Annotated in this window: 10 protein-coding genes and 1 tRNA gene; all 11 read left to right on the top strand. The window is 60.0% G+C overall.

Annotated features, from left to right (window positions below):
• Positions 1-9 precede the first annotated feature (9 nt).
• The 11 genes from AC1RBA_RS15105 (at position 10) to AC1RBA_RS15055 (ending at position 11,741) form a co-directional block, all read left to right on the top strand.
• Positions 10-864: an enoyl-CoA hydratase family protein gene (locus tag AC1RBA_RS15105; RefSeq protein ID WP_492418887.1), complete on the top strand. Its 855-nt coding sequence runs from the start codon at positions 10-12 to the stop codon at positions 862-864.
• Between the two features lie 4 nt (positions 865-868).
• Positions 869-2,029 carry an acyl-CoA dehydrogenase family protein gene (locus AC1RBA_RS15100; RefSeq protein ID WP_492418885.1) on the top strand — a complete coding sequence of 387 codons (1,161 nt, stop codon included), beginning with the start codon at positions 869-871 and terminating at the stop codon, positions 2,027-2,029.
• A gap of 26 nt (positions 2,030-2,055) precedes the next feature.
• Complete coding sequence (locus AC1RBA_RS15095) at positions 2,056-2,448, top strand: RidA family protein (protein WP_099410484.1); 393 nt, start codon at positions 2,056-2,058, stop codon at positions 2,446-2,448.
• Positions 2,449-2,567: 119 nt separating this feature from the next.
• Positions 2,568-3,314 (top strand): PEP_CTERM-anchored TLD domain-containing protein, encoded by a 747-nt coding sequence (locus AC1RBA_RS15090; RefSeq protein WP_492418883.1) that lies wholly within the window; start codon positions 2,568-2,570, stop codon positions 3,312-3,314.
• Between the two features lie 172 nt (positions 3,315-3,486).
• Entirely contained in the window at positions 3,487-4,959 is a 1,473-nt protein-coding gene (locus tag AC1RBA_RS15085; protein WP_492418881.1) for an MBOAT family O-acyltransferase, read from the top strand.
• 6 nt (positions 4,960-4,965) lie between these two features.
• Positions 4,966-5,988, top strand: coding sequence for an SGNH/GDSL hydrolase family protein (locus tag AC1RBA_RS15080; protein ID WP_492418880.1), 1,023 nt, complete (start codon positions 4,966-4,968; stop codon positions 5,986-5,988).
• Positions 5,989-6,084: 96 nt separating this feature from the next.
• A tRNA-Arg gene (locus AC1RBA_RS15075) sits at positions 6,085-6,159 on the top strand.
• A gap of 160 nt (positions 6,160-6,319) precedes the next feature.
• Positions 6,320-8,212 carry an ATP-binding cassette domain-containing protein gene (locus AC1RBA_RS15070; protein WP_070224589.1) on the top strand — a complete coding sequence of 631 codons (1,893 nt, stop codon included), beginning with the start codon at positions 6,320-6,322 and terminating at the stop codon, positions 8,210-8,212.
• 178 nt (positions 8,213-8,390) lie between these two features.
• Complete coding sequence (locus tag AC1RBA_RS15065) at positions 8,391-9,053, top strand: CAAX prenyl protease-related protein (RefSeq protein WP_070224641.1); 663 nt, start codon at positions 8,391-8,393, stop codon at positions 9,051-9,053.
• A 103-nt stretch (positions 9,054-9,156) separates the two neighbouring features.
• Positions 9,157-10,350 carry an XrtB/PEP-CTERM-associated polysaccharide biosynthesis outer membrane protein EpsL gene (gene epsL / locus AC1RBA_RS15060; RefSeq protein WP_492418878.1) on the top strand — a complete coding sequence of 398 codons (1,194 nt, stop codon included), beginning with the start codon at positions 9,157-9,159 and terminating at the stop codon, positions 10,348-10,350.
• An 8-nt stretch (positions 10,351-10,358) separates the two neighbouring features.
• Positions 10,359-11,741: an undecaprenyl-phosphate glucose phosphotransferase gene (locus AC1RBA_RS15055; protein ID WP_070224588.1), complete on the top strand. Its 1,383-nt coding sequence runs from the start codon at positions 10,359-10,361 to the stop codon at positions 11,739-11,741.
• Positions 11,742-12,195 lie beyond the last annotated feature (454 nt).

Genomic DNA, 12,195 nt, shown 5'->3' with positions numbered 1-12,195 from the left:
GGAAGCACCATGCGCCATCTACCGGGCCAGCCGCAAGACCTGCCAGGCAACCGCGCCAGCCTGACCGGCTACGCCGCGCGGCATTTTCTGTTTTCCGTCGAAGGCGGCGTGGCCACCTTGACCCTGCACCGGCCCGAGCGCAAGAATCCGCTCACCTTCGATTCGTATGCGGAGCTGCGCGAGCTGTTCCGCGCGCTGGCGCATGCGGACGACGTCAAGGCCGTGGTCATCACGGGCAGCGGCGGCAATTTCTGCTCGGGCGGCGACGTGCACGACATCATCGGACCGCTGACGCGGCTCGACATGCCCGGCCTGCTGGCGTTTACCCGCATGACGGGCGACGTGGTGAAAGCCATGCGCGCCTGTCCGCAGCCCATCGTCGCCGCCATCGACGGCATTTGCGCGGGCGCCGGCGCCATGCTGGCGCTGGCTTCCGATATCCGCATCGGCACGGCGCGCAGCAAGACGGCCTTTTTGTTTACCCGCGTGGGCCTGGCCGGCTGCGACATGGGCGCCTGCGCCTTGCTGCCGCGCGTGATCGGCCAGGGCCGCGCCGCCGAATTGCTGTACACGGGGCGCTCCCTGGCCGGAGCCGAGGCCGAACGCTGGGGCTGGCTTAACCGTCTGGTCGAGCCGGAAGAACTGGCCGAGGCGGCGCAGCTGTTCGCCGCCGGCCTGGCCAGCGGCCCCACCTTCGCGCACGGCATGACAAAAAAAATGCTGCAGCAGGAGTGGAACATGGGCGTCGACGAAGCCATCGAGGCGGAAGCGCAGGCGCAAGCCATTTGCATGGCCACCAACGATTTTCACCGCGCCTATCACGCCTTCGTGGCGAAAGAAAAACCGCAGTTCGAGGGCGATTGAGAAGATGAACAAGACACGCGACACCACTTACCTGGACTGGCCGTTTTTCGAAGCGCGCCATGCGGAACTTGAGCGTGACCTCGATGCGTGGGCGACGCAGCACCTGGACGACGAGCATGGCGGCGACGTCGATGCGGCTTGCCGCGCGCGGGTGGCGCAACTGGGGCAGGGCGGCTGGCTGACCTACGCCACGGGCACCGATGGCCAGATCGACACGCGCGCCATTTGCCTGATGCGCGAAACCCTGGCGCGCCACGACGGCCTGGCCGATTTCGCCTTTGCCATGCAGGGACTCGGCTCCGGCGCCATCGGCCTGTTCGGCAGCGCCGGGAACAAGGCGCGCTATTTGCCGGACGTGGCCAGCGGCAAGCGCATCGCCGCCTTTGCCCTGTCCGAGCCGCAGGCCGGCTCCGACGTGGCGGCCATGGCCTGCGCGGCGCACCGCGACGGCGACGACTATGTGCTCGACGGCGAAAAGACGTGGATTTCGAACGGCGGCATCGCCGACTTCTACGTCGTCTTTGCGCGCACGGGCGAGGCGCCAGGGGCGCGCGGCATCAGCGCCTTCATCGTCGACGCCGACAATCCGGGGCTGGAAATCGCCGAGCGCATCGCCGTCATCGCCCCGCATCCGCTGGCGCGCCTGCGCTTTGCCAATTGCCGCGTACCCGTGTCGCAGCGCCTGGGCGAGGCGGGGCAGGGCTTCAAGGTGGCGATGGCCACGCTCGATGTGTTCCGCACGTCGGTGGCCGCCGCCGCACTGGGTTTCGCGCGGCGCGCGTTCGACGAGGCGCTGCGCCACGCGACAAAGCGCCAGATGTTCGGCCAGACCCTGGCGGACTTCCAGTTGACGCAGGAAAAATTGGCGCAGATGGCCACCGGCATCGACGCGGCCGCGCTGCTGACCTACCGCGCCGCCTGGCAGCGCGACCAGGGCCGCAAGGTGACGAAGGAGGCCGCGATGGCCAAGCTGACGGCCACGGAAACGGCGCAGCAGGTGATCGACGCGGCCGTGCAGCTGTTCGGCGGCATGGGCGTGGTCAGCGGGCACCCGGTCGAGCGCCTGTACCGCGAAATCCGCGCGCTGCGCATCTACGAGGGCGCCAGCGAAGTGCAGCAATTGATCATCGCGCGCGAACTGCTGCGCGAGGCGGCGGACGCATGAACGGCAAGAACAACGAGGAGAACACAATGCAAGTGCTGCAACCAGCGGGATGGGCCAGGCCGCGCGGCTATGCGAACGGTATTGCCGCCAGCGGACGCACGGTGTACGTCAGCGGCATGATCGGCTGGGATGCGCAGGGCCAGTTTCATACGGACGATTTTGCGGGACAGGTGCGCCAGGCCTTGCAGAATATCGTCGCCGTGCTGGCCGAGGCCGGCGCCTTGCCCGAGCACATCGTGCGCATGAACTGGTATGTACTGGACAAGAAGGAATATGTGGCGGCATATCCACACATTGGCGTTGCCTACAGGGAAATCATCGGCAAGCATTTTCCAGCCATGACGGCGGTGCAAGTGGCGGGACTCATCGAGGACAGAGCGAAGGTCGAGATCGAAGTGACGGCCGTGTTGCCTGAATGAATTATTTTTGTCAAAATTATATTTTTTGAGCTAAAATAAGAAATATAAAAACAATATCTGCTATGTTATATTTGGCAACCGGAAAATACGCCGGCTTCAAATACTGACAGTCGAGGCAGATGATGCACAATAATTTTAAGGCGGTAAGAAGTGTGGTGCTGGCCCTGGCCGGTATGGGTGTTTGCCTGGGCGCGCAGGCCGGAACCGGCACGTCGCTACTCTCTCCCGGCTATCAAACGCAACTGGAAAGCTGGCTTGGCGAAGGCCGCCTGGCGCTGACGAATATCTACAGCAAGGCGGCGGGCGACACCTCGCTCGATTTTCACAAGGCCTCCGATGGCAAGGGGCGCACGTTTTCCGTCATGGAAGCGACCAATGCCTCGGGGCAAACCTGGCTCGTCGGTGGCTATAACCCGCAAAGCTGGAGTTCGACCGATGGCATGCATGTGACCATGGAAGATAGCCAGCGCACAGGTTTCCTGTTCAATCTGACAGCGGGTTTCATGCTGCCGCAATTGAAGCAGTATTTCAGCGGCGATGGCATCGGCAAGGATCAGACCTACAATCAGGAAAATTATGGTCCCACCTTTGGTGTCGGCCATGATCTGTATGTACCGCAGGACTTGACGCACGGCGGCTATTCTTCCCTTTACACCTACAATTACCGTGGACACCCGGCGAGCGGGATCAGCCTGATCGATGGTTCCAGTTTTACGGTACCGAACATTACGTACGGCGCGATACAGGTGTTTACCATCAGTGCGGTGCCGGAGCCTGCCACTTATGGCGTGCTGCTGGCGGGGCTGATCTTGCTCGCTGGCATGCATTTGCGTCAGCAGCGGACAAGCTTGCGCGCCCGCAGCTGAATGCTGCAGTCGCGCCGATATCGGATACGCTTGCGCGTGCCGCGGGAGCGGTGCGCCATGTCGCCTGCCGCGCCCTCGTTGCCGGAAAATTGATTGATGGCCATTAGCTCATCGGCAGTCGCCGAGGCTTGATGTTGTCGTATGAGCAACCACCCACGCTTGGGATTTTGTAGTGTTATTTAATACCTTTTCATTTTTCCTCATTTTCCTTCCGCTGGCACTGCTGGGCTACTTTGTCCTGTCACGCTATTCGCTGCGCCTGTCCATCATCTTTCTATTGCTGGCATCGGTTGCATTCTATTGTTACTGGGATATCGCCTTCCTGCCCTTGCTGGCCTTGTCGATCTGCACCAACTTTGCCGTCGGGCGCGCCATTTCGCTGCACCATGGACAGGGCCGCCTGCGCCGGGCAAAGCTGTGGCTGATCGGCGGACTCGTCTTTAATCTGTCCCTGCTCGTCTTTTTCAAGTACTTTGACTTCCTGTTGAGCAATATTGCCGCGCTCACGGGGGCGCCCATAGAGCCCATCGGGATTACTTTGCCCATCGGTATTTCCTTCTTCACCTTCACGCAAATCGCCTATCTAGTCGATTGCCATGCCGGCAAGGTCAAGGACTATCAACCTGAAAGCTACGGCTTGTTCGTTACGTACTTCCCCCACCTGATTGCCGGCCCCATCCTGCATCACAAGGAGATGATGCCGCAGTTCTCGGAGCCGGCCCGGCACGTTCCGCATCGCGGGCGGCTGGTGGTGGGCCTGAGTTTCTTTACCATCGGCCTGTTCAAGAAGGTCGTCCTGGCCGATGGCGTGGCCCGCTTCGTAGGGCCCGTCTTTGACCTGCATCATCAGCACCTGAGCATGCTCGAAGCCTGGGCCGGAGCGCTGGCCTATACTTTCCAGTTGTATTTCGATTTCTCGGCGTATTCCGACATGGCCTATGGCTTGTCTTATATGTTCGGCATCGTCTTGCCCATCAATTTCAACTCGCCATACAAGGCGGCGTCCATCATCGATTTCTGGCGCCGCTGGCATATCACCCTGTCCAATTTTCTGCGCGACTACCTGTACATTCCGCTGGGCGGCAATCGCAAGAGTGCGTTCTTGCGCTACCGCAATCTGTTGCTGACGATGCTGCTGGGTGGACTGTGGCACGGCGCCAATTGGACGTTCTTGCTGTGGGGCATGTTGCACGGTATTTATCTGATCATTAACCATGCCTTGCGGCACATGCTGGGCGGGCGTAGCAACTGGGCGCTGCGCCTGGGCGGCGCCTGCGCCACCTTCCTGGCCGTGGTTGTGGCCTGGGTCTTCTTCCGCGCCAATTCGGTGGGTGTGGCGCTGGACGTGCTGCATGCGATGTGGGGTGGCACTCTGACGCCGGCCATGCGCGAGACCGTGTTGGGCATGAACCGCATCATGGAGCTTGGCAGTTGCCTGTGGTGGCTGGGCGCCTGCGCCGTTATCGCTTTCTTTTTGCCGAATGCCTATGACCTGCTGGGCCGTGGCTTGCGTCTGGAGCAGGAAAACCGTCTGGAAGGCGGGCGCGGCAACTTGTTGCTGGGTGCCTTGCTGTTGTTGTGCCTGTTCTTGCTGTCGATCAGCGAGACCCGTGGCGTATCCGAATTTCTGTATTTTAACTTTTAAATCATCATGCGTTCATCCATTACGATAGGAATCGGTGTGCTGCTGATGGCGCTGGTGCTCGAGGCTGTGTTGCAGTGCCTGCCGGTGTCGTCCGGCTTGCGCCTCGCGCAAAGCAGTGCAAGCATGCCGCTCAGCCGTTACTTGCCCGGGCAGGAGTATGTGTATTCGCATGGCTGGGCATTGTCGAACGCGCGCCGCGGTGTCACCAACGGGCAGGGTTTTGCCAATTCCGCCGAGTTCAAGCCGGATCCCGCCGTGCTGGTGCTGGGCGACAGCTTTGTCGAAAGCCTGATGCTCGACTACCCCGACACCCTGCAGGGGGAGCTGGACCGCATGCTGGGCGGGGCCGTGGTGTCGGCCGCCAGTTCGGGCAACGGCTTGGCCGATACGCTCGAGATGCTGCGCCATTATGCGCCGCGCCTGCATCCACGCAACGTGGTCGTTCTGATCGATTCGGGAAATCTGAACAACCTGCTGTTGCCCGCACCACGCAGCCACAACCAGTTCGTGGCCGGCCCTGATGGCGTGCGGACGGTCCATGTCGACTATGTCGAATCAAAGCTCAAGCGCTGGCTGGCGCACTCGGCCCTTGTGCGCTATACCTATTACAACCTGAAGCTGCCGGACTGGATATCGTCGCTGCGACGCGCAGCTCACGCGCCAGTGGCCGACGATACCGGGGCGGCGGCGCGCGACCAGATGCTGGCCTACTATTTCGCGCAGATCAAGGCGCTTCCCGGCGCCGCCGACTGGCAAATGGTCTTTGTGGTCGATGGGGAGCGCAACACCTTGTATGAGCCGAAGAAGGGCAAACCGTCGTGGCACGGCGATGACCGCCAAGTTTTCATGGCGCAGGCGAGGCAGCATGGCCACGTCGTGGTCGACATGCAGCCCGTGTTCGAGGAGCATTGGCGCGAGCATGCCGAGCGGCTCGATTTTCTGCCGATGGATGGCCACTGGAACAAGGTGGCGCATGGCTTGGCGGCGCAGCATGTCATGCCCTTGCTGTTGCCGGCCGGGCAGCCATAGCCGGGAGCCGCGCGCCACGCCAGCCGGATTTTCCGTTGCGTACCAGCGTCCGCTATGTCCACGGTGCGCGCCACCCTGTATAATGCCGCTGCGCGTGTCGCCATCGTACAATGGATAGTACAAGGTCCTCCTAAGACTTAAATGCAGGTTCGATTCCTGCTGGCGACACCACATTCCACGCAACGCGCGCCGGTGGCCTGAGTTCATGCTGGCTGCAATGTACTGGTGGTGCCGAGTTGTCGGTACAATGCGTGCTTCATTCATCCAATCGGCAGCTGTTTGGCGCACCACGCGGTGCGCGCGAGGCGGCGCCCGTACACCTTTACTCATTATGGCTGTCATTTCTCTTTCATCGGCGCAACTTGCGTTCGGTCACGTCGCGCTGCTCGATCACGCGGAATTTTCACTGGAAACCTCGGAACGGGTCGGCTTGATCGGCCGCAACGGCACAGGCAAATCCTCCTTATTGAAAGTCATTTCGGGCAAGTTCAAGCTCGATGATGGCCTGTTGGTGATGCAGCAAGGCATCAAGATCGCGTACGTGGAGCAGGAGCCGCAATTTGACCCGGACATGTCTGTCTTCGACGCCGTCGCTTCCGGCATGGGCGAATCGCAGGCATGGCTGAAGGAATACGATGCGCTGACGGGCCAGTTCGGCCAGGGCAATGACGACGAACTGATGGAACGCATGCACGACATCCAGGTCAAACTCGATGCGGCCGATGCGTGGAGCTTGCCGAACAAGGTGGAAACCGTGCTCGACCGCTTGAACCTGACGGGCGACATGCTGATGAAAACCCTGTCCGGCGGGATGCAGAAGCGCGTGGCGCTGGCGCGCGCGCTGGTGTCGGCACCGGACGTGCTGCTGCTCGATGAGCCGACCAACCATCTGGACTTCAGTTCCATCCTGTGGCTGGAAGGTTTGCTGCGCGACTTCAAAGGCAGCGTGCTGTTCATCACCCATGACCGCTCCTTCCTCGACAACGTTGCCACGCGCATCATCGAACTCGACCGCGGCCGTTTGCTGTCGTATCCGGGCAACTTCACGGCTTACCAGACGCGCAAGGCGGAGCAGCTGGAAATCGAGGAAGTGGAAAACGCCAAGTTCGACAAGTTCCTGGCGCAAGAAGAAGTGTGGATACGCAAGGGCGTCAAGGCGCGCCGCGTGCGCGACGAAGGCCGCGTGCGCCGCCTGGAAGCGCTGCGCCTGACGCGCAATGCGCGCCGCGAGCAGCAGGGCCAAGTGAAACTGGACGTGTCGGCCGGCGAACGCTCGGGCAAGATCGTGGCGGACCTGGAAAACGTTTCGAAGATCTACGGCGACAAGGTCATCGTCAAGGATTTCAGCGCCACCATCTTGCGCGGCGACAAGGTTGGCCTGATCGGCGCCAACGGCGCCGGCAAGACCACCTTGCTGAAAATGATTCTGGGTGAAGAGCAGTCGGACACGGGCACAATCCGCCTGGGCACCAAGCTGCAGGTCGCGTATTTCGACCAGATGCGCACGCAGCTGAACGAAGAGGCGAACCTGATGGAGACCATCGCGCCTGGCAGCGACTGGGTCGAGATCAATGGCCAGCGCCGTCACGTGATGACGTACCTGAACGACTTCCTGTTCGCGCCGGAACGTGCCCGTTCGCCCGTCAAGTCGCTGTCCGGTGGCGAGCGCAACCGTTTGCTGCTGGCGCGCCTGTTCGCCAAGCCGGCCAACGTGCTGGTGCTCGATGAGCCGACCAATGACTTGGATATCGATACCCTGGAATTGCTGGAAGAGTTGCTGGAAGAATACACCGGCACCGTCTTCCTCGTCAGCCATGACCGTACCTTCCTCGACAACGTGGTCACGCAGGTGATCGTCGCCGAAGGCGAGGGCAAGTGGCGCGAATTCGTCGGCGGCTACACGGACTGGGAGCGCGTGCGCACCTTGCCGATCGCCACGGCGCCTGCCAGCAAGCCGGCCGTGAAGGTCGAAGCCGCCGCACCCGTTGCCAAGCAGAAAAAGCTCAGCTACAAGGAGCAGCGCGAGCTGGAAGAGTTGCCGAAATTGATCGCCAAGCTGGAAGACGAGCAATCGGTGCTGGCCGCCGAACTGTCGCATCCGGACTTCTACAAGAAGACGCCGGCCGAAGGCAAGCGCCTGAATGCGCGCGTGGCCGAGATCGAAGGCGAACTGCTGGAAGCGCTGGAAAAGTGGGAGCAGATCGAGGCGCGCAGCAATGCCTGATTAGTTTCTTGCATACCCTGTTGTAATTTAAGTTAGGATTACTTGCCACGGCAACGGTTCTGCTTGATATAATTATATAATTATATTTTTTATATCGGGGGATGCATGTTTGTTATCAAAAACACGCGCTCCGGACCACGGCGTCCGGCGCGTGGTTCCACCTCCGGTGCGCATCGGCATGTTTGACCGCGCCGCCTTGCCCCGGGTAGCGCCATTCCTGGCCTACCTCTCCTTTATCTTCATCGCCGACATGCTGGGCCGGGCCGGCTTTGCCGCGCAGGATTTGCGCTGGCTGTACGCCGTCAAGATCGGCGTCGTGCTGGGCATGTTGTTGTACTGGCGCCGCAGCTATACAGAACTGGTCTGGACAGGGCTGGGTGCGCGCGCTATTGCCGTCGCCATCTCCGCCGGACTTGTTGTTTTTTTGCTGTGGATTAATTTGAATGCGGGCTGGATGAGTATCGGCAGCGCCGACGGTTTCGATCCCCGCAATGACGGCAGCATCGAGTGGACGCTGGTGGTGCTGCGCATCGCTGGCGCGGCGCTCGTGGTGCCTGTGATGGAAGAGCTGTTCTGGCGCTCCTTCCTGCTGCGCTGGATCGATGCCCCGGACTTTCTGAAATTTAACCCGCGTCTGGCGAGTGCAAAGGCCTTTGTTGTCAGCGTGGTACTGTTTGGCTTCGAACACAATTTGTGGCTGGCCGGGATCGTTGCCGGTGCTGCTTATAGCTTGCTGTACATGCGCAGCCAGAACCTATGGTCGCCGATCCTCGCGCATGGCGTGACAAATGGCGTACTGGGCCTCTGGATTGTTTCCGGTGGACACTGGACTTACTGGTAATATTGCCAACTAACTGTTTGCTCTTTCAAAGACAATGCCCATGTTGAATTCCCCGCCAAAAAGCCTCCGTAGCCACCCATGTCTGCCGCCTGGCATGCCGCTCATGTCTATCTTGCGTGCCGCTTGCGTGCTCGTGGTCGGAGGTGTGGCCAGCTCGTCGGCAATGGCCGCCTGGAGCGATACCATTTCCCCGTTCCTGGCGACCTCGTATTCCTATGACGACAATCTGTTGCGCCTCGACGACAATGTTCCCGGCTATAACGGTCCCCGTTCCGATACGTCGCGCCAGATACAGGCAGGTTTTCTCGTCAACCGGCCGATCGGGCGCCAGGTGCTGACGGGGCAGGCCAAGTGGTCGCGCGTGTCGTTCCAGCATTTTGACCAGTTCAACTACAGCGGCAAGGATTTCCTGGCCGATCTTGAATGGCATCTAGGCAATCATCTCGATGGCCACGCGGGCGCCCTGTATTCGCAAACTCTGACGCCGTTCAGCGATTTCCAGAGCACTGAACGCAATTTGCGTACGCGTCAGCGAGAGTACGTCGATGGCGGCTGGCGTTTCCATCCGAGCTGGCGCGTGCGTGGCGCTTACAGCCGTGAGCGCTACTCGTATGACTTGTTGTCGCAGCGCATGTCCAACCGTGAAGAAAAAGCGACGGAACTGGGGCTTGATTATTTGCCTGCAAGTAATAGTCGTGTCGGCGTGCAGTTGCGGCATATCAATGGCAGCTATCCGAATCGCGTCAACGGCGGCCAGTTCGGCGTCGACGATGGCTATACCCAGGATGAGATCAAGGCGAATATTTATTGGAATTACAGTGCGATTACCCAAGTGCAACTCTTGGGTGGATGGGTGCGCCGCAGCCATTCCTTTTATTCGGGGCGCAATTCGAGCGGCGCCAACGGGCGCATCGTGGTGAACTGGGCGCCGCTGGGCAAGGTGCGTTTCACCGGTTCCCTGTGGCATGAGTATGGAGTAGTGGAAAATGCGCTGATTTCGAGCAGCCTGAATAATGGCGCCAGTGTTGCCGCCGCCTGGGATATCACGTCCAAGGTTCGCATGGATGCGCAACTGCGCCGCGAGAAGCGCGACTTTTCGGCCGCCAGCGGCCTGGTATTGCCCGTCGATGTCAGCGACACCTCGCATACCGAATCTCTGGGACTAACCTATGCTCCGCAGCCGAATATCCAGCTGGGTCTGAACGCCTTCCGCGACACGCGCAAGGGCGCACCTATTATTAATACTGGCAGTTTCCGCGCCAAAGGCGTGTCGTTCAGCGCCAGTGTCCAGTTCTGAAGAGCACTATGACGGTTAATGATATACCCTTGATTTCGTTCTTTCAGCGCATACTCGACCCATTGATTATCATGGGTACGCTGTATCTGTTGTCCGCCTTGTCAGGTTCCCCCTTTACTGGCTATTCGTTGGTATTGATGATCCTTGCGTTCTTTATTTCATCATCCGTATTCCAGTATGTCGATCCCTATCGTACCTGGCGCAGCGGTCGGATGCTGGCCTATACCCGCGATATTTTTGTCAGCTGGGGCATCACAGCCCTGATTCTGGTATTCCTGGGTTCGGCGACAGGACTGGCGTTTCATTTCGACCGCGAACTGGTGCTGGCCTGGTTTCTGCTGACGCCATTCATATTGCTGCTCAGCCATCTGGCTGCGCGGCGCATGGTGGCCGATCCCGGGCGCGACAGCGAAGTGCGCTCCGTCGTCATCATTGGCGCCAATGATGCCAGCCTGAAGTTTGCCGCCACCGTCGAGCGCAATCCGAATCTGTTCATGAGCGTACGGGGCTTTTTTGACGACCGTACCGATGACCGCTGGCCCGAGAAAATGCGTGAGCCCATGCTGGGCAAGATGGCCGATATCGCCGCCTATGTGCGCGAACACAATATCAAGATGATATTCATCAGCCAGCCCATTTCGGCGCAGCCGCGCATCCGTAAAATGCTCGATGAACTGCAGGATACGACGGCGTCCGTGTACTTCTTGCCGGATATTTATATCTTCGACCTGATGCAGGCGCGTTTCGACAATGTGGGCGGCATGCCGGTGATCGCCATCCGCGAGTCGCCGTTTACCGGTTTTAACAGCATGGTCAAGCGGGGCAGTGACATCGTGCTGGGCTTGCTGATCCAGATCATGCTGTTACCAGTGATGTTGGTCATCGCCATTGCAGTCAAGGTAACATCGAAAGGCCCCGTGATCTTCCGCCAGCGCCGCTACGGCCTGTATGGCGAGGAAATCATCGTCTATAAATTCCGTTCGATGACGGTCAGCGAGGATGGCGACAAGGTAGTGCAGGCCACCAAGAACGACCAGCGCGTGACGCGCGTGGGCAGCTTCTTGCGCCGCAGTTCACTCGATGAGTTGCCGCAGTTCATTAACGTGCTGCAGGGACGCATGAGCATTGTCGGGCCGCGTCCGCACGCCGTGGCGCACAATGAGCAGTATCGCAAGCTGATCAAGGGCTATATGCTGCGCCACAAGGTCAAGCCGGGCATTACCGGTTGGGCCCAGGTGAATGGCTTGCGCGGGGAGACGGAGACGCTCGACAAGATGGAGGCGCGCATCCATTTCGACCTTGACTACCTGCGCAACTGGTCGCTGTGGTTGGACTTATGGATCATTTTGCGCACCGTCAAGGTGGTGCTGAAGCGCGACAATGCGCATTGAGCGCGCATTGATGGCGGGCCGCCACACCGGACTTGAATATTTTTTGCAGAGATTTAATACGCGTTAAAATGGCGCAATCATGCGAGATGTCCAATAGCCGGTTCCTGGAGCCGGCCGAACAGTGATTCGATGAGCCAGACGACCCTATGAGGCAAGCACGGCGACATGATGTGCACGGTGACATGCTCCGCCTGCCTGACGGCGGGCCAGCTAGTCGACCATGGCATGCGCGCCATGCCCGCTGGAACCTCGCCCTGCCAGCATGGCGTCGGTCTGCTGTTGAACAGCGGCAGACCTCAAGGCACCGGCCCCATTCCTGCCGCTTTCCCATGTTTGCCCGCCTCCGATTATTGTGCGGCGTAGTGCAAGTGCCCCTCGCTACGCAATAAATATTTTCCTGTGGAAATTATTTATTGAGGCATCGCTATTGCAAGGCTTGTGTTTCTGATGAAAC

Source organism: Janthinobacterium sp. GW823-FHT03B06, assembly GCF_058796955.1.
The sequence above is the reverse complement of the archived record's forward strand: the minus strand, read 5'-3'. Positions and strand labels throughout refer to the sequence as shown.